The sequence below is a fragment of the Streptomyces sp. NPDC002676 genome (assembly GCF_053592455.1).
Map to the genome: position 1 here is coordinate 682,427 of NZ_JBSFVT010000001.1, position 16,852 is coordinate 699,278.

The 16,852-nt window shown below is 67.8% G+C and carries 21 protein-coding genes; 17 read left to right on the plus strand and 4 right to left on the minus strand.

What is annotated here, in order from left to right; all coding sequences use genetic code 11:
• Positions 1 to 9: 9 nt before the first annotated feature.
• The 3 genes from ACWD3E_RS03100 to ACWD3E_RS03110 all read right to left on the minus strand — a co-directional run bounded on the left by ACWD3E_RS03100 (position 10) and on the right by ACWD3E_RS03110 (position 2,670).
• A complete protein-coding gene (locus ACWD3E_RS03100; protein ID WP_451385787.1) occupies positions 10 to 1,308 on the minus strand; it encodes a helix-turn-helix domain-containing protein in 1,299 nt (432 codons plus the stop codon).
• Positions 1,309 to 1,561: 253 nt separating this feature from the next.
• Positions 1,562 to 1,810, minus strand: a complete 249-nt coding sequence (locus ACWD3E_RS03105; protein ID WP_451385788.1) for a DUF397 domain-containing protein — start codon at positions 1,808 to 1,810, stop codon at positions 1,562 to 1,564.
• Positions 1,801 to 2,670 carry a helix-turn-helix domain-containing protein gene (locus tag ACWD3E_RS03110; RefSeq protein ID WP_451385789.1) on the minus strand — a complete coding sequence of 290 codons (870 nt, stop codon included), beginning with the start codon at positions 2,668 to 2,670 and terminating at the stop codon, positions 1,801 to 1,803. Before ACWD3E_RS03110 ends, ACWD3E_RS03105 begins: the two co-directional genes overlap by 10 nt.
• A gap of 403 nt (positions 2,671 to 3,073) precedes the next feature.
• Between ACWD3E_RS03110 and ACWD3E_RS03115 the strand changes: the two genes are divergently transcribed.
• The 9 genes from ACWD3E_RS03115 to ACWD3E_RS03155 all read left to right on the plus strand — a co-directional run bounded on the left by ACWD3E_RS03115 (position 3,074) and on the right by ACWD3E_RS03155 (position 11,725).
• On the plus strand, positions 3,074 to 3,526 hold the full coding sequence (locus ACWD3E_RS03115; protein WP_451385790.1) for a hypothetical protein: 453 nt from the start codon (positions 3,074 to 3,076) through the stop codon (positions 3,524 to 3,526).
• A 134-nt stretch (positions 3,527 to 3,660) separates the two neighbouring features.
• Positions 3,661 to 3,849, plus strand: a complete 189-nt coding sequence (locus ACWD3E_RS03120; protein WP_451385791.1) for a hypothetical protein — start codon at positions 3,661 to 3,663, stop codon at positions 3,847 to 3,849.
• Positions 3,846 to 4,448 carry a class I SAM-dependent methyltransferase gene (locus ACWD3E_RS03125; RefSeq protein ID WP_451385792.1) on the plus strand — a complete coding sequence of 201 codons (603 nt, stop codon included), beginning with the start codon at positions 3,846 to 3,848 and terminating at the stop codon, positions 4,446 to 4,448. Before ACWD3E_RS03120 ends, ACWD3E_RS03125 begins: the two co-directional genes overlap by 4 nt.
• Before the next feature lie 219 nt (positions 4,449 to 4,667).
• Positions 4,668 to 5,510, plus strand: coding sequence for a phosphotransferase (locus ACWD3E_RS03130; RefSeq protein WP_451385793.1), 843 nt, complete (start codon positions 4,668 to 4,670; stop codon positions 5,508 to 5,510).
• Positions 5,511 to 5,755: 245 nt separating this feature from the next.
• Positions 5,756 to 7,003: an aminotransferase class III-fold pyridoxal phosphate-dependent enzyme gene (locus ACWD3E_RS03135; protein WP_451385794.1), complete on the plus strand. Its 1,248-nt coding sequence runs from the start codon at positions 5,756 to 5,758 to the stop codon at positions 7,001 to 7,003.
• Between the two features lie 62 nt (positions 7,004 to 7,065).
• On the plus strand, positions 7,066 to 8,310 hold the full coding sequence (locus ACWD3E_RS03140; RefSeq protein ID WP_451385795.1) for a hypothetical protein: 1,245 nt from the start codon (positions 7,066 to 7,068) through the stop codon (positions 8,308 to 8,310).
• Between the two features lie 82 nt (positions 8,311 to 8,392).
• Complete coding sequence (locus tag ACWD3E_RS03145) at positions 8,393 to 9,715, plus strand: UDP-glucose dehydrogenase family protein (protein ID WP_451385796.1); 1,323 nt, start codon at positions 8,393 to 8,395, stop codon at positions 9,713 to 9,715.
• A 69-nt stretch (positions 9,716 to 9,784) separates the two neighbouring features.
• Positions 9,785 to 10,717 carry a GNAT family N-acetyltransferase gene (locus ACWD3E_RS03150; RefSeq protein ID WP_451385797.1) on the plus strand — a complete coding sequence of 311 codons (933 nt, stop codon included), beginning with the start codon at positions 9,785 to 9,787 and terminating at the stop codon, positions 10,715 to 10,717.
• Between the two features lie 159 nt (positions 10,718 to 10,876).
• Complete coding sequence (locus ACWD3E_RS03155; protein WP_451385798.1) at positions 10,877 to 11,725, plus strand: SDR family oxidoreductase; 849 nt, start codon at positions 10,877 to 10,879, stop codon at positions 11,723 to 11,725.
• Positions 11,726 to 11,955: 230 nt separating this feature from the next.
• On the opposite strand, the gene ACWD3E_RS03160 is transcribed toward ACWD3E_RS03155, so the two are convergent.
• Positions 11,956 to 12,942 carry an AlbA family DNA-binding domain-containing protein gene (locus tag ACWD3E_RS03160; protein WP_451385799.1) on the minus strand — a complete coding sequence of 329 codons (987 nt, stop codon included), beginning with the start codon at positions 12,940 to 12,942 and terminating at the stop codon, positions 11,956 to 11,958.
• A gap of 154 nt (positions 12,943 to 13,096) precedes the next feature.
• Here ACWD3E_RS03160 and ACWD3E_RS03165 point away from each other — a divergent pair, with 154 nt between their 5' ends.
• The 8 genes from ACWD3E_RS03165 to ACWD3E_RS03200 all read left to right on the plus strand — a co-directional run bounded on the left by ACWD3E_RS03165 (position 13,097) and on the right by ACWD3E_RS03200 (position 16,849).
• The gene (locus ACWD3E_RS03165; RefSeq protein WP_451385800.1) at positions 13,097 to 13,528 is read left to right on the plus strand and encodes a DUF6093 family protein; all 432 of its coding nucleotides are present in this window, start codon (positions 13,097 to 13,099) and stop codon (positions 13,526 to 13,528) included.
• 1 nt (position 13,529) lies between these two features.
• The gene (locus ACWD3E_RS03170) at positions 13,530 to 13,955 is read left to right on the plus strand and encodes a DUF6093 family protein (RefSeq protein ID WP_451385801.1); all 426 of its coding nucleotides are present in this window, start codon (positions 13,530 to 13,532) and stop codon (positions 13,953 to 13,955) included.
• 40 nt (positions 13,956 to 13,995) lie between these two features.
• Positions 13,996 to 14,400, plus strand: a complete 405-nt coding sequence (locus ACWD3E_RS03175) for a hypothetical protein (RefSeq protein WP_451385802.1) — start codon at positions 13,996 to 13,998, stop codon at positions 14,398 to 14,400.
• Positions 14,400 to 14,831, plus strand: coding sequence for an HK97 gp10 family phage protein (locus ACWD3E_RS03180; protein WP_451385803.1), 432 nt, complete (start codon positions 14,400 to 14,402; stop codon positions 14,829 to 14,831). Before ACWD3E_RS03175 ends, ACWD3E_RS03180 begins: the two co-directional genes overlap by 1 nt.
• Entirely contained in the window at positions 14,831 to 15,265 is a 435-nt protein-coding gene (locus ACWD3E_RS03185) for a hypothetical protein (RefSeq protein WP_451385804.1), read from the plus strand. Before ACWD3E_RS03180 ends, ACWD3E_RS03185 begins: the two co-directional genes overlap by 1 nt.
• A 132-nt stretch (positions 15,266 to 15,397) precedes the next feature.
• Positions 15,398 to 15,892, plus strand: a complete 495-nt coding sequence (locus ACWD3E_RS03190; RefSeq protein ID WP_451385805.1) for a phage tail tube protein — start codon at positions 15,398 to 15,400, stop codon at positions 15,890 to 15,892.
• A gap of 13 nt (positions 15,893 to 15,905) precedes the next feature.
• Positions 15,906 to 16,517, plus strand: a complete 612-nt coding sequence (locus tag ACWD3E_RS03195) for a hypothetical protein (RefSeq protein ID WP_451385806.1) — start codon at positions 15,906 to 15,908, stop codon at positions 16,515 to 16,517.
• Between the two features lie 26 nt (positions 16,518 to 16,543).
• Positions 16,544 to 16,849 (plus strand): hypothetical protein, encoded by a 306-nt coding sequence (locus ACWD3E_RS03200; RefSeq protein ID WP_451385807.1) that lies wholly within the window; start codon positions 16,544 to 16,546, stop codon positions 16,847 to 16,849.
• Positions 16,850 to 16,852 lie beyond the last annotated feature (3 nt).

A 16,852-nucleotide genomic window follows, 5' to 3' on the forward strand; every position in this document is an offset into this window, starting at 1 on the left:
TCAACCGCCTCAGGAGCCAACTGCAATAGCCAGTTCCCGGACACCCGCCGCACGCGGGTGGCGTGAGCGAAGAGAGCCGACCATCTCTCGAATCGCTGGTCGGTCACGGACCTCCCCGGGGCTGACACGCATCGCGGCGAGCAGTTCCTGGGCAGTCTGCTCGGGCTTCCCCCACTGCCACCATGCACGGGCGAGGTCCGTGTGCATCCGGCTCTTCCGCTCGGCTGTGGGGAACAGCTCAGCACGCAGATCACGTCCGGCTTCCAGCGCCGCCCCGGCGTCTCCCAGGGCCCAGTGCACGCCCACCGCGTAGAGATCAACCGCGGCCGGGGAGATACGGAACAGGCGGCCGTCGGGCGGGAAGGGGGGCAGGCGCCGGGCGGCTCGCCGCGCCTCCTCGATCATCGCGAGAGCCTGTCCGCGGTCGCCCGCGCGCGCTGCGGTGTACGAGGTGGTGCACAGCATCTGGGCGTACGCCGCGGCCTGCGCATCGGTGTGCAGGCCGGTGGCCTCCACCTCGGCGGCGGCGTTCAGGATGAGGCGCTGCGCGGTGGGGGCTTGGTCCTGGTGGCGGAGGACGATGGAGAGTTCGCGAGCGGCTGCTGCCGCTGCCAGCGGTGAGCCGGACAAGGAGGCGTACGTCGTGGCTCGGTCAGCGGTGATCCGAGCGCGGTCATACCGGCCGATCTTCACCAATACCTGGGTTGCCAGGGTGTAACAGGCGGAGAGACGCGCGTAATCGAGGTCGGAGCGAGATCGCGCGGCGTGGTGGGCATCCCCAAGGAGGCCGGGAAGGTCACGGAGCAAGGCCGCGTGCTGCCCGGCGTCGAACATGCGGCGGGCGCGGGCGAGCCGCGCGTCGGGCTGGGCGGGGTTCCCTGAGGGGACAGGCGTGCCGGCGAGTGCATCATCGACACCCAGGAGCAGGGAGGCGGGCACGGCCGTCCCCGCGGCGGCGAGCAGAGTACGGCGGCGCATCGGGTCCTCCTCGGCGTCACGCGAAGCGTCCGGCGCCACTCTAGTGGGGGCAGCCGTCGCGGTGGCGGTGAAACCGCAGGCTGCCGCAAGGACGGGTGACGGAAGCCCGACTGCGGCAGCCGCCGCTCGTAACAGCGCCACGTCTGTAATCCGCTTGCTCGCTTCGAGCCGTGACACGGTCGATGCCGAACACCCGATCCGCGCTCCCAAATCCCCCTGCCTCCACCCCAGGTAGCGGCGGCCAAGACGGATCAGCCCCCCTGGGTTGCGGCGCTCAACCAGGTCGCGTGCCTCAACAGAGGTCCAGATACCTAACTGGGTGGCGAGCATGAGCGCCCTCCCGCGCGGTCAGAGAACCGGGGGCCCTCAACCGTACGGAGACCTGCCGCCCGCGTCGAGGGCGTGTGCAGGATCTGCATACGCGGGGTCGGAACCGCGCGAGCCTCGAACATCTGAGTTGCGCTGGCTCTACACTGTGCAACGTGCTGTCACCCGTTGAACGGGGTGATGGGTAGAAAGACGATGGAGGCCCCCCTCACCGCGTTTGAGGGGGGCCGCCATGTTTCCGGGCAAGCTCGTGAAGCTACTGGTCGACTACGCCGAAGTCGACGTCGCCGGAGCGCACCAGGCCGATGAACGAGCACCAGGCAGCGGCCGGCACGACGAGCGCGGGGCCGCTCTTCTTCTTCGAGTCGCGGATGCCGACCTGGGGGGTCAGATCAGCGACCTCAACGCAGTTACCGCCTGTGTCGTTGCTGTACGAGGACTTGAACCAGGCGGACTCGGAGGCCACATCAGGGGCCGTGATCTTGGTATTGATGGCTACTTCCACTCCCGTGCTAGTTGTTGCAGGAACCCGGCCGTTCGAGCCGGGGGCAGGGCACTGTCGCGCATGGCGTCGAAGCGGCGGACATTCCGTTGGACCTCCTGCCGCTCGTCGGTGACGCTGATCGTGTTGGGCATGTCGACCTGCACGACAGGGTCCAGGGTTTCGGAGAAGACGAGGACCGTGAAGTTGCTTTCCGAGCGATACGTCACGACATCGTGCGGCAGGATCTGGATGGTCACGTTTTCCAGTTCGCCCAGCTGCACGATCTCCTCGTACTGGGCGCGCATCACCTCGGGGCCGCCGACCATCCGTCGGACAGCTGCCTCGTCCATGATCACGCGCAGCTCCAGCGGATCTTCCGAACGGGTGATCAGTTCCTTTCGCTCCAGCCGCAGCCTGACGTTCTGCTCGGTGTACTCGGTCGTCGTCTCGTCCACCGGCTTAGCGATCTGGTACAGAGCTCTCGCATAGCCCTCCGTCTGCAACAGGCCGTACACGAAGGCGGGCTGCCAGGCGCGCATAGCCGCGGCATCCTCTTCCAAGCCGCGGAACGTTGGCATCTTCGACGGCATGTACGCCTTGTACGGCGTCCACGGCTCCTTGCTCAGGGACTCTCGGTGAAGCTGGAGCAGGGTCTCCAGATCTTCCTTCGGAAGGTTCCCGTCGAGATGGTCAATCAGCTTCTCGAGGTCGCCTACGCGCGGCAAGTCGTTCTCGCCGATCTCCACACGCGCGAGCTTCGTGTGGGAGAAGCGCAGAGCCTTCGCCACCTCCTGAAGCGTCTCGCCCTTCTTTTCCCGGAGCTTCCGCAGCTCCTTGCCCAGCTCCCTACGTCGGAAGGTCGCCCCGCGCTTTGCTGCCACTGCGTAACCCTTTCCCCAGCCCTGTTGGTGCTCAGCGTGCCCTGTGTCCGGTGTCGTAGCGGGTCGTGTCCCTGAGTGTGCCACCCCCTGTGCCCCGTTGAACAACCCCTTGCCTGTGTTCGGGCATTTGCCAATTTGAGTGCTCTCGCGATTGCCCTTGCACAGTAAATCGCACATGCAGCACGGTAGTTGAGCGCGCCGACCGAGGCACCTCTTTCCAGGAAGACGCGTGGGCGCAGGCCCCCCTTCTGCGCCTTGCTCCGTACGGCCCCGGCGACTGATGGCCACGGCCGTACGGAACGAGCCCCGAGCTACGGGCCCGAGAACGGAACCCTGAGCAGGACCGGACGGAGGCACCCCCATGTCACCGAAGATGGCACAAACCCGCCCTGAAGCGGCGAGGATGGACAGGGACAAAGAGCAGCAGCCGTGGGTGCGCGGCATCACGATGCGCCCGCTGGACAACCGCGGCCTGTACCTGAAGAAGCAGCGGGAGCAGGGCAACGAATCCGCCCTGGAGACCCCGGTCCCGCGGAAGCGTCGGATCATCGCCTACGGACTGCGGAGTGCCGGCGGCCAGATCGACCACACGTTGGCCTCTGTACGGCGCCTCATCGAGGAGCAGGGCTACGACGTGGTGCACGAGCTGACCGACGTACACGCCCCCCACGCGCCGCTCACCCGGCGCGGCTGGGAGAAGGCCCGGCGGCTCGTCAGCACCGGATTCGCCGACGGCATCGCGGTCCTGAACCGGGAGGCCATCAGCGTCGACGACAACGAGTACGAGGAAGAACTCCGCTGGCTTGGCGAGCGTCCGGCGCTGCTGCTGCTCGTCATTCACGAGGCCGCCCCTTGAAGGGAGTTAGGCCGCTGGCTCGATGAGCGGCAGATCGGATGGCGGCAGATCCTCGCCCAGGTCCTGTTCGTCATATCCGTCGCCGCCGGAGTCGTCTCCGCCCTGCTGTACGCCGACCACTGAGAGGAAGCACGATGACCGAGCTGCCGGACCGCGAACCGGGAGCGGCGCTGCGCGCCATACACGAGGCCAAGCCCGTTCCGTCTGGTGGCGTGAACCTGTTCGGCGTCCCGGCCGGTGAGGTCCGGGCCTCTGACCCGCTCCGGCTCGCCTACCTCCGCCCGGTGCACGGCGGCGCGAATGACCCGGAGCCGGCGGCATGAAGGCGCTGAATGTGGTGCATGAGCGGCAGACTCCGGAGTACTGGAACCGGCTCTACAAGGCCGGGTATCGGGTGAAGGAGCCCGAGGCGTTCGAGCGGGAGATGTTCCGGAACTACGCGATGGTGAAGTCCGGGATGCTGGCGGTCGACGTGGGCTGCGGCCGGGGCCAGATGTCCGCGCACATGGCCAAGTGGGGTTTGATGGTCCTTGCCTACGACTTCAGCGTCGTGGCGATCGAGGACGCACGCGCCAGCCACGAGGACTTCGGCGACCAGTTGTCTTTCGTTCGGCACGACTTCGACGGTGATGCGATCCCGCCCGAGCTGGTGCCTGGCACGGTGGACATCATCTCGTGTCGGCACAGCTTCGAGTTCCTGGACCAGGCCCGGTTCATCACTGACGCGCGGCGCTGGCTCACTCGCTCGGGCGTACTGCAGATCACGACGCACCGGGCGAGGCGGATGCCGCCGACGGCCGCGCACCAGGGCCTGCGCGACGAGGAGATCGAGGGCCTGCGCAAGGGCTGGCGGTACATGACGACGTACGGCTTGGACGCAGGCGACAGCCTCATCGGGATCGTGCTGCGCGGCCCGCGCTGATAACTCCCGTCCCCTGGCAAACCGATCGGGAAGCACACGGTCAGGGTGGCCAGAACAAACTCCCCGATGCCGGTATGCGACTGGCCGCCGGACAGATGCCTGCGCAGCCGTGTCTCCCACTCCCCGGCTTGGACCGAACATGATGATCGTGAGGGCAATGAAGTGACCCAGGCAGCACCTCGACCCGAGACCGTCGATCGGCGGCCGGTGGAAGGCCGCATGGAAATGGAGGAGCTGGCCGGCAGCCCGACCCAGTGGAAGCCCGTTGTTGGCCGGTACGGCGTCGAGGTATGGAAGGTGTCCGGCCCGCACGGCGAGTGGGCGCTGAAGGTCGGCCGGAGCGAGGGCGCGGCGGAGGTCGCCAGGGAGGCCGCCGTGTGGTTGCGAATCGCCGGGATGGTCCCCGCCACTTCGTACGGCAAACGCGCTCAGCACGGCCGTGGCGAGGGCTCTGCCTGGCTGGCCACTCCATGGCTGCGCGGCAAGTCACTGTGGGAGGTCTTCTACCCGGTCAGGGAGCGCACGGGCGAACACGCAGAGGCCCTGGCCGGCGCTATCGAAGCGTGCATGGCGATCGCCGCCGTCCACCAGGCGCAATGGGTCCATGGAGACCTCCAGCCGCACCACATCATCCTCATGCCGGGCGGGGCGCGGCTCATCGATTGGGCATGGGGGTGGTCCCCGGGCAGCGACCTCCCTGCCTCGAATGCCTACAACGGCTGTCTCGTGCACCTGGCCAGCTACGAACTGATCGCCCGCGCTCAATCCGGGCAGCGGCCCGTGCATACCTCCCAACCCGACGAGGTCTGGACGTTGGCCGCGTCGATCTGGTGGGCGGCAACGGGCCAATGGCCTCGCGATTACCGCGCGTTGGCCATAGACCCGGCCGCTTTCACCCCGATCGAGCTGAGCAAGGTGATCTTGCGCAATCGCGCCCCGCTCGGCCACATCGATCGCTGGCCTCAACTGGAGGAAGTGCTGCGGGCGGTGCTCGAATCCCCCGCTGCGAACCGGCCAGACCCACTGGAACTCGCCCAGTACCTGCGGGGAATCACCCCGTGACGGCCGTCCCAAAGTCCCACCGCAGAGCCACCAAACCGCGCGTGCAGAACCTGCACATCGCATGCGCGACCTGACCGTCGATCACCAGCTACAGCGCACCGGTGGTGGTCTCGTACCAACCCGGACGTGACCAAGTAGGGACATGCCGTCGTGCTCTCGTGCGCCCAGTGAGCACACCCAAGAAGGGACTCTTTGTGGATCGATACTTACCCCGTCGCAAACGGCTGCTGACGTCATCCAGGCCCATGCCGGACTTCGAAGTCGTGGCTGCGAGCGGGCCTTGGCTACACCGAGCTGACGGCCGACGGATCTTCGACGGATCGAGCGGGCTCCTATGCGCGAACGTGGGGCAGAGCAGTCCCAAGGTCTTCGCCCGTATCGAGCAGCAGTTCCCCCGCTACTCGTTCGGGGGCGCGGCCGTAGTCCAGCCCCATATCCAGATGGAGCTGATGGACCGCCTGTGCCGCATCGTGGGCCGCCCGGAGGACTCCGTCGCGCTGACCACGTGCGGGACGCTCGGCGTGGAGGTCGCGGTGGGACTGGCGCGGAACATAACGCGGGTCCGCAACGGAAAGCGGCGCGGGGACATCCTGACGTCCAACCTGAGCTACCACGGCAACAGCGTGTTCACCCTTGGGATCGCAGGCAACCAGATCCGGAACCCCCGTCCGGAAGACCGGTTCGACCTCGGCCCCGCCTTTCCGGCGCCCTACCCTCCGACGCACGGCCACGCCCATGAAGGGCACGGGTGCGATGCCTCATGTGCCAACGAGGTGGCGCGGGCGATCGACAACAGGGGCGCGGACAACATCGCCGCGGTCCTGATCGAGCCCGTCAACGGGACCACGGGCGGCGCCTTCGTGCCCCCGAGTGGCTACCTACGGCGAGTGTCGGAGATCTGCCGGGAGCGGAACGTCCTGGTCATCCACGACGAGGTCTTGACCGGGCTGTGGCGCACCGGCACGCCTCTGGCGAGTCATCACTGGGACGGGTGCGAGCCCGACCTGGTCATCCTGTCCAAGGGCTTGGGCGCCGGCTACGTCGGTGTGGGCGCGGTGCTGGTGTCGCCGGAGATCGCGCCGATGCTGCAGCACAAGGACGTGGACCCGCTGCCCGCGATGGGCACCATGGCCACCCACCCCCTCATGGCGGCGGCCTGCCTCGGGGTCCTGGACGAGCTGGAGTCCCTGGACTTCCGCGCCTTCACGGCTCGCGGAGAGCTCCTCGGAACGTCTCTGCGGTCCCTGACCGGCTGGGCGCCGGTGCGGGATGTCCGTGGCGTCGGCCACCTCTACGGGGTGGAGGTCACGCCTGGCCTGCTCTGGCCCCTGATGGAGGAGTGCGAGCGGCGAGGCGTCTTCTTCTACCCGTTCACAGGAGCCGGTGACCCGCGCAGCGAGGGCTTGGTCGTCGCGCCCCCGCTGAACTCCAGCGACGAGGACATCGACTTCCTGACCTCCGCGCTCATCGACGCGGTGGCCGCCGTCAGCTAGCCCACCCGCCGCTCCTCCTCCAAAGGGGCGGACCGTTTCGAACCAGAGAGCGAGGACACGACATGCAGTTTCCTGTCACGGTCATCGACCAGCTCGACGAGGCGCAGCTCCGCAAGTGGCACGACTATTACGGGGTGAACGCGGACCGGCCCCGCTTCGAGGAGGAGGGCATCTGGCGGCGCACCCAGCAGGAGGAGACCGCCGCCAACTCCGGCTGGACGGGCGAGAGCGACGCGCGCCGCCGCATCGTCCACTACTGGCACCAGTACGGGCTGGTGGACACCACCGCGGCGCCATCGCTGGCCATGCAGCAGATGTACCTGTACCACTCGGTGGCGGCGCCGCAGGCCGAGATCGACGTGGCGTGGGAGCAGAACCACGCCATGCTGACCGAAGGCGGCTGGAAGCAGGTCGGGCCGGGCAGGTTCGAGCTGGGCGACCTGCGCGTCCACGTGATGCGCGTCGAGGAGCACCCGGAGGATCTGCGGGCGGGCCGCCGACTTCCGAAGGACTACGAGGTCATCGACACCACGTTCACCTCCGTCAACACGTTCCCGCCGAGGGCCATCCGGCGCAGGCCGTGGGAGGTCCTGACCCACGGGGTCCGAGTCAAGGACACCCCTGGGGAACCGATCTACGCCGACGACCTTGCACAGCTCACAGACTTCCTGCCGTTCCAGGTCGAAGTCGGCTGCGGCGTCTCCTACGAGGCCGGGATTCCGCCGCTGCACCGGCTCCACGAGATGTACCACGTCAACGAGATCGAGGACGAGCAGCTCCGCAAGGGCTTCACGTTCGTCCTGGCGCCAGGCCGGGACCCGCTGCTCGCGGAGATGCTCCTCAACACTGAGGACAAGGTCGGCGAGCTGTCGGAGATGTACCGGGCGTGCTTCAACGCCGAGGTCACCCCGGCCCTGCACGCGCTCAAGCGCATGGAGACGGCCGGGCACATGGTCGGACCGTTCATCACCAACAACTTCGACGCGCTCGGCGCCCGCGCCGGGTTCGAGGAGGTGTTCATGCGCCGCTACGACCAGCGGATTCCTCCGGTCACCTTCAACCCCGACGCGAAGGCCCTGGTCGTGATCGGGCTGCACGCCGACCGGCGGTGGGTGGCTAAGCGGGCCCGTGAGGCCGGGCTCAAGGTGTTCCACGTCGACCCGGAGGGATTTCCGCGCCCGGACGGGTCCTGGTTCGACTACCCGCTGGAAGCACCGCAGACCGGCGATGTCGTTGTACGGAAGACGGCCGCCGAAGCGATCGGTGACCTCGAACGGATGCTGAACCTCGGCACCGACAACAGCTGAACTGCGGGGCCGGGGACGGCAGTAGCCTCTGAGCTTGTCCTCGGCCCCGCACGCGGGCCCCTCCCAAGAGTGAGAGTGACGGATGCGTATTTCAGTAATCGGCTGTGGCCACCTCGGCATCCCGCACGCGGCGGCGATGGCCGAACTGGGCCACGAGGTCATCGGCGTGGACGTCGATCAGGCCAAGGTCGACCGGCTCAACGCGGGCGAGTGCCCCATCTTCGAGATCGGGCTTCCCGAGCTGCTCGCCCGCCACACCGAGAGCGGGCGCCTGCGGTTCACCACCGACCTCCGCGAGGCCGCCGACTTCGCCGAGCTGCACTTCATCGGCGTCGGCACCCCCATCGACGCCGACGGCCGCTCCTACGACACCGGACAGGTCTACGGCGCCATCCGGCAGCTCGCGCCCCACCTCGACCGACCGTGCACGATCGTCGGCAAGAGCACCGTCACCACCGGCACGACGCGTCAAGTCGCCGCTCTCGCTCAGCGCCTGGCCCCCGCCGGTGAAGGCGTTGAAGTCGTGTGGAACCCGGAGTTCCTCCGCGAGGGGCACGCGGTGGAGGACACCTTGCGCCCGGATCGCATCATCGCTGGTGTCACCACCGCCGAGGGCGAGAAGGCCATCCGCGCCGTCTACGCCCCCATCCTGGACGCCGGCGTCCCGATCTTCGTCACCGACCCGCAAACCGCTGAACTCGCCAAAGGTGCAGCGAACACCTTCCTCGGCCTGAAGATCAGCTTCATCAACGCGGTCGCCGACATGTGTGAGGCTGCCGGCGCCGACATCTCCCAGATCGTGGAGATCCTCGGTGTCGACCCCCGCATCGGCAGCGGCGGCATGAGGCCCGGCATCGGCTACGGCGGCGGCTGCCTCCCCAAGGACGTCCGCGCCTTCACCGCCTCCGCCCGGCAGCTCGGCGCCGAACAGGCCGCCACCCTCCTGCGCGCTGCCGAAAAGATCAACGAGACCCGCACCGACGTTGCTTTGACTCTCATCGCCCGCGCCCTGGGCAACCGCCCCGTCGAGGGCGCCCGGGTCACCGTGTGGGGTGCCGCGTTCAAGCCGGGCACCAACGACGTCCGCGAATCCCCGGCCCTTGCTCTGGCCCGCGCCCTCCAGCAGGCCGGTGCCACCGTCACCGTTCACGACCCGCAGGCCGTGGCCACGGCAATGACGCGCAACCCCGAACTCCACTACACGGACGACCTGTCCGCTTCCCTCGACGGCGCCGACATCGTGGTCCTGGCCACCGAGTGGCCCGAGTACCAGCAGGTCGCCCCCCACGCCTTCGTGGACCGGCCCGCCACCCCCCTGCTGGTCGACTGCCGCACCACCCTCGACCCCGAGCCCTGGCGCACAGCGGGCTGGACCGTCCACCAGCTCGGACGGCCCGGGAAGTAGCCGAACACCGTGTGGGTGGGACACCACTGCGGGTGTCCCACCCAAACGCGACCTCGAACGGAGTCGACCATGACCACCAGCAACCCGGGCCACGGCCCCAGCGACCCGGCTGGTTGGCATCTCACCGACGATCTGAACCACTTCCTCACCCGGGCCGGATCCTTCCTGCACTCGCGGCCTGTGCTGCACACCCTCCCGCTGACGCTGACTGAGACAGTGCGGACCTGCGGGCCGCACGCGTACGGACCCGAGACCCCCGTCCTGGGGTTGCTGGAGCGGGCAGGCGAGATTCGCGCCACCCTCTTCCATGCCCGCCCTCACCGTCTCAACCTCACTTCCCTCACCGTCGAGGAAGCGGAAGCCCTCGCCGTCCACCTGGCTGGCCTCGACCACCAGCTCCCCGGCGTCTACGCAGACCAGGACACCGCCGCGACCTTCGCCGCGGCCTGGCATCGCCACACAGGCGCGCTACCGACGCTCCACGAGCGGCAGTGCCTGTACCGCTTGGACACCTTCAACCCACCACGGCAGCTCCCGGAAGGCCGCGCCCGCGTCGCGAGCAAGCGTGACCGCGAGGAAGTCGCACGCCTGTATCGGGACTTCGCCGCTTCCATCGGAGAACCCCCCTCCAGGGATCCCAAAGCATGGGCGGACACGCGCATCGCCTTCGGAGGAATCACGCTGTGGGAAGCCCCGGACGGCACCCCCGTCGCCATGGCCGGTACGAACCCGATGGTCGCTGCCCAGATCCGCTTGTCCATCGCCTACACCCCGAAACACCTCCGAGGCCGCGGCTACGCCGGAGCGGCGATCACCGAGGTGACACGGGGCGCACTGGCCGCCAGCCCGCAGGAGGTACTCCTCTTCACGAACCAGGCCAACCCCACCAGCAACGCCCTCGTCCAACGGATCGGCTACCGTCCCGTCGCCGCTTTCGCCCTGTACGACTTCTCACCTGCCACTGCGGGCGCCGATGATCAAGCTCCGCGCCGACACGGCTGAGGTACGCTTCCGGTCGTTTTGAGAGGACTTCGGAGCCCATAGCCACTCGGCCGAAGAGACAATGGGTCAGCCGCCGAATGGTGTTCGGAGTGCCATCCTCGCGGCGAGTACAGCGGGACCTTCGCAAGCGCCCACCGGGTCCGGTCTACCGTGTCGCCCATGACAGCTCTGATCATCGGCGGCAGCGGCTTCCTGGGGGCCGAGCTAATCCGACAGGCGACAGCGGCCGGGCACACAACGGCCGCGACGTACGCGACCAAGCCCCGCGATCCCTCCCAGGTCGCCTGGTACCCCCTTGATCTGCGGGATGCGGGACGAGTAGACGCCATCATGGCCGAGGTTCGCCCGCATCTCGTCGTCAACGCATCGAGCGGCGGCGCCGACTGGGCGGTTACAGCGGAGGGTCCAGCCCGGCTCGCGATGGCCGCGGCGAAATACGGAAGCCGCCTGGTCCACGTGTCCAGCGACGCGGTGTTCTCCGGGATTCTCCGAGCGCACTACGACGAGTCGTGCCTCCCTGACCCCGTGACCCCGTACGGAGCAGCAAAGGCGGCGGCGGAGACCGCAGTCCTCGCCGTGCATCCGGAGGCCGTTGTCGCCCGCACGTCGCTGATCATCGGCCACGCGCGTTCCGTACACGAGCACCTCGTGCACGAACTCGCCGCCGGCACCCGCGACGGCGTCCTGTTCACCGACGACATCCGCTGTCCTGTGCACGTCGCCGACCTGGCCGCCGCCCTTTTGGAACTGGCGTCGAGCGACGCAGCTGGCATCCACCATCTTGCAGGGCCCGACGCTCTGAGCCGTCACGAGCTCGGCATCCTCATCGCCAGGCGTGACGGTCTCGACGCCTCCCGGCTGCCCACGGGCCTGCGTGCCGACAGCCCATTTCCCGGCGCCCTCGACGTGCGCCTCGACAGCCGGGCGACCCAGCGGAAACTGCGCACCACACTGCGCGGGGCTCGGCAGTTCTGTCTCCTCCCGGCTGCCCAGCTCGTGGGCTCATGAGCGAACGGCCGAGTCCAACGAGGACCCGGCGGCTCGGCCGTTCACGCAGAGGCGGTGCGCGGAGACCGAACTGACGTTGACCGTGTTCGTCAAGCTCGGCTGAACTGCTCTCTGCCGTCCAGCCGGGCCTTGCTGTCCTGTGACAGCGATCCTTGAGCACGTGCCGTCGAAGGCTGAGCGGCCCCACGACTGGCTTGGCGGAACGCCGGCGCAGTCGAGGAACGACATGCTCAGGCCAGCAGGCCCTTGCGGTTCATGGCGTTAAGCAGCTTCGTGCGCTCTTCAAGGAACGCGTCCCGGGTCCTCGACAGACGCTCAAGCGTTGCTCTGTATTGTTCAGGCTCGGTCCTCTTCCACTCCGGCGGTACCTCGAAGTAGGCGGGGGCGTCGGCACTCCCCTCGGACTCGAACATTCCCTCAAGCTCGTCGTGCAGGTCATTGAGTGCCCCTAGGAAACGCGAGTACGCGGTCACCAACTCGTCGTCTAGGAAGTCAATGCTGTCGCTCTTGATCTCGTCCAAGGCCTCGCCAACAGCGTGCACGACCTCGACCGAAACGCGCCGCATCGGCGCCTGCTGCGCCAGGACTCTGATCCAGGGGGCATCGGAGGGCACGGCCGTGAGGACACGCCCCGCCTTGACCCGGTCTGACCGGAATTCCTCTGCTGGCCCGCCGGTGGCCGCCCACCCGGCTGCAAGCAGGCGCTGCAGTTCCTCGATCGGTAGCTGCGGAATGCGGTCGCCCCGCCGCATGGGAACAGCAACAGTCTTCTTCAACCTACTGTCCGGGCTGGTCGGCCCGGGAATCACGAACGGCAGCGAGTTCGCTGGCTGCTTTGGGATGTCGATGACCAGAATGCCCTTCCCGCCGCCGCAGTCGAGCCAATGCACCGACAGGTCCCGCACTACTGGCACGACGCGCTCGTCGATAACCTTCCGGTACCGGTCCACGTCTACCTGGTTGCGAGGTACGGGAACCAGCGTCGAGACCGTCTCCACGCTGTCCGCCTGCTTCGTCCCAAAGCCGATGAGCACAAGACCACCAGTCGAGGTGTTGGCGAAACCCGCCACGTCCTTGGCGAGTTCCTCTTTCCCCGACGGTTTGTCGAGCTGGTAAGGGCCGCTCTTCACGTCCAGCCAGCCAGATTCTTCCAACCCCAGCAGCGCCTCGGGCCTTCCCTCGCACAGCGCCTGGCGCGCCTCGTCAATGTTCTTCACCCGGCTCAGCATGTACGACCCGTCAGGCGCCGTAAACGACTCGGCTCGAAGACGGTCACGGTCCATTCGATGGGCGCCGCGCTGAGCAGCTGAGCGGCACCCCAGGCGCCCGAGAGAATCCGGGCTGTCAGCCGACGCGGCTACGCTCGAACACATGAGCGTGCCTACTGAAGGGCTGACTCTGGGGGCCGTCAGCGCGATCGTCGAGAAGAAGATTCTCACCAACAAGATCCGGATCTATCGGCCTGGCGAGCCGGTGTTCAACCCGGACACGGGCCAGTACGAACCCGGCCCGCCCGTCACCGTCTACGAAGGCCCGGGGGCGATCTTCCCCGCGAGCGGGCCATCGGTCGTGCTGCACCTCGCCGGGCAGGCGTACGTGGACGACACCCCGTCCCGGTACCGCCTCCTGACTCCGCTGTCGGCGCCCGTGGCTTCCCGCGAGGACACCGTGACTGTCGTGGAGGCTGACGACGCATCGGCCGTTGGGCGAACGTGGCGAGTGATCGACATCGGGGAGACCTCCACCCTGAGCGTCGTTCGCACGACGTGGGTGGACCAGAACACGCAGAAGACGGGAACGTGACGTGGCCACCGCCATCGACCCGGAGGAAGTTCGCAAGGAGCTGGAAGCCAAGCTCCTTCTGGACACAGTGCGCGTTACCAGGCCGACGGGTACGCCGGCACTCGACCCGGAGACGGGGCTTCTCGGGGAGGTGCCTGCCGACCTGGTCTATGAAGGGCCGGGCGCCATGCTCTCCGGGCACGGGCAGGTCACCGCCGAGGGGATCATTGGGAAGCAGTGGCTCGACGACACGGTGTCCTGGTACCGGCTGTTGACCCCTCTCGGTGCACCGGTGCCAGCCCGGTACGACCGAGTTGAGGTGACCGTCGCGCATTCGGGCAGTGCGGCGACGGACGGCCGTGTTTGGCAGGTTCTCGACCCGGCCGAAGCGTCAACCGTCGAACTGGTCCGCGTGACGCGGCTGGACGAGATCACGCCGCCGTCGTAAGGCGAATCGGAGTGTTCGAGAACCGTCCTACGCTCGACGTATGGAGATCACGGACACTCCGGCCGCCGACCTTCAGCAGGTGAGGGTCACGGCGTACGGAACCAAGGCATCGATACAGATAGGCGGAGTCGACTACTCGCGTGTCGTCTCCGGTTACACCATCCATCAACAAGCCGGGCAACCAGTGGACTTGGTGATCCAGCTTGCAAGGGGCAGGTCCGGCTCCGACTTCGACGGCTTCGCCCGAGTCGCCGTCGGCGTCCCCTACGAACCGGGACCTGCGGCAGCTGCATTCCTGTCGGCCATGGACGCAGGACTTCTGGAGAAGGCGGCTCTGGCCCGCCCTGACCTCGAAGGCGGCCAGTACGGATTCACCAAGGCGGTGCTCGCACAGCTCCAGCAGTGGGCGCGGGGAGAGTTCGACCCGAACCCGGAGGTGAACTGATGGCATCCCCGCAGAACCCGCACCCGAACGCGCACCCAATGGCCGGGGCGTACAGCAACGCTACCCAGATCGCAGCGCGATTGAACGCCCGCGCGGCAGCGGCGCTGCCCGCGGTTGCCACCGTCGTGCAGCACTACGCCATGCTGCTGGAGACCGCGATCAAGGCCAACGCCAGCGGCAGGCCGGGCCCAAACGCGCCAACGGGCGACTACCGCCGTTCCTGGACACACGAGTTCAGCACCAGCGGCATGAACGTCGAGGCGGTCGTCGGGACGAACAAGCCGCAGAGCAGACGTCTTGAGTACGGCTTCGTCGGAGCCGACAGCCTCGAGCGGATCTACAACCAGCCGCCGTTTCCCCACGTCGGCCCAGCCGTTGAGCAGATCCGCCCTGCATTCCTGGCGGCCGTCGGAGCGGCGGTGGGTGACTGATGGCCGTATCGGGACGAGTGCTCAGCCTTGCCGTTCAGACGATGCTCGGTACGGCGACGGGCCGATCCTGTGGGTACGGCACGGCGCCAACCGCCAGCAGCTTGCCGACCGGAGCCGCGACGCCGTACAGCGTGCTCTATCCGGTCGGCTCCACCAGCGACGGGCCACCCTTCGGCGATGCGAGCGCAGACGCGCGGATCGTCTACCAGATCACGTCAGTTGCCACGACGGCCGAGCAGGCCGAGTGGATGGCGGACAAGGTCCGGGCAGGCATGCTGGCCCGCACGACACTCGGCTACACCTACCCCATCGCCGCCGCCGGCTACGTGGTCATGTCCCGTGAGCTGGACAAGGAAGAAGGCGTGACTGTCGCCAGCGGCGTATACAGTTACGTTCAGCGGTTCGCGATCGAGGTCACCACCCTCGGTAGCTGACCGCCTCACCTCACCGCGGAGGCCCATCGCGGACGCCCGGCCACTCGGTACGGGCCGACTCCCAGCTTGATCTGTTGGGGACGGGCCTGCCGCATTCCGGGGCCGTCAGCGTCCCCGGAGAGTGAGAGTCGCGTGTCCACCACGCAGCAGCGTTTCATGCGCCGAGGCACCACCCTCTTCTACTTCCTGCAGAAGATCGCCTCTGACGACAACATTCCCACGCGCGCCGAGCTGGCGCCCGCCAACGCCACCAACCTGTCGGACACCATCTCCGACGTCGAAGGATGGTCGCTGGAGAACACCCCCATCGACACCCCGGACATGGGGTCGACGTTCGCCACCACCATTCCCGGTGAGGACAAGGCCGACAACAGCTCGCTGACGTTCTACGAGGACAAGGTCAGCGACACCATCGAGACCCTGCTCTCGAAGGGTGTCATCGGCTTCATCGTCATCCTGCGCAAGGGCGATGTGCCTCAGTCCAAGGCGATGGACGTCTTCCCCGTCCGAGTCGGCAGTCGCAGCCCGTCATACAGCACCGCCAGCGAGCCCGCCAAGTTCAAGGTCACCTTCGGCATCACCGACGAACCGACCCTCGACGCCGCCGTACCGGCGAAGACGGTCTGACTGGGGGTGCCGCATGACCACCGCCGCGATCACCGAACCGCCCGCCGCCGCGGTCGCCCGGGACGCCCACTGGGCCGCCAAGATGGCCAGGCTCAAGGCCCGCACCCTCCCAGAACGCAGCCTGCGGGTGTGCGATGACGACGAGGCGAAGAAGAACGCCACCGACGCCGCCCTGGAACTGGCCAAGGCCCGTACTACCGCCCGAGCCGAATCCGTCGAGCAGGGCATCGCCGAGGCCGACCGCGAAGAGTGGATGCTCGCGCGGCCGGACGTAGTCGCCGCGCAGCTCCGACTCGACGACGCCGAACGCGCCCTGGAGAACGCGACGATCGTCCTTACCTTCCGCGCCCTGCCGCGGCCCGCGTGGGAACAGCTCCTGCGCGACCACCCGCCGACGGAGGCCCAGGCCGATCAGGGCATGGAGTACAACGTCGAGACCTACCCCGCCGCGCTCATCGCCGCCTGCCACATCGAGCGTGACGAGTCGGGCGTTGAAGTCCCCGGTATGAGCGAGCAGGAGGCGCAGGAACTCCTGGACGCCTGGCCGGACAGCGAGGCCAAGGCGTTGTTCACATGCGCCCTCCTGGTCAACCAGACGCTGAGGGCTGACCTGGGAAAAGGCTGACCTCCGACCCGGGCTTCCGCGCGGAGATGGAGGTCTGCGCCTCGTACGGGATCCCGCACTCACAGTTCACCGGTGCAGGGGACGGCCGGTGGTCGGCACTCGACCGCGCGAAGGCCATCGCCTACCTCGCCTACTCGCGAACCGTGTGCGAGTCGTGCGGGACCAGGCCGGAGGAGTGGGACGAGCAGGCGGGCGGTGACCGCTTCGCGTACGTCACCGAGACGCACCGGTGCATCGGCTGCGAGCTGATCGCCATGGAGCAGGAGCAGGTCCCGGAGGGTCCGGAGGGGCGTGGGGTGAAGGTCGGGCTTTGGCCCAGGAAGAAGGCGTAGCCA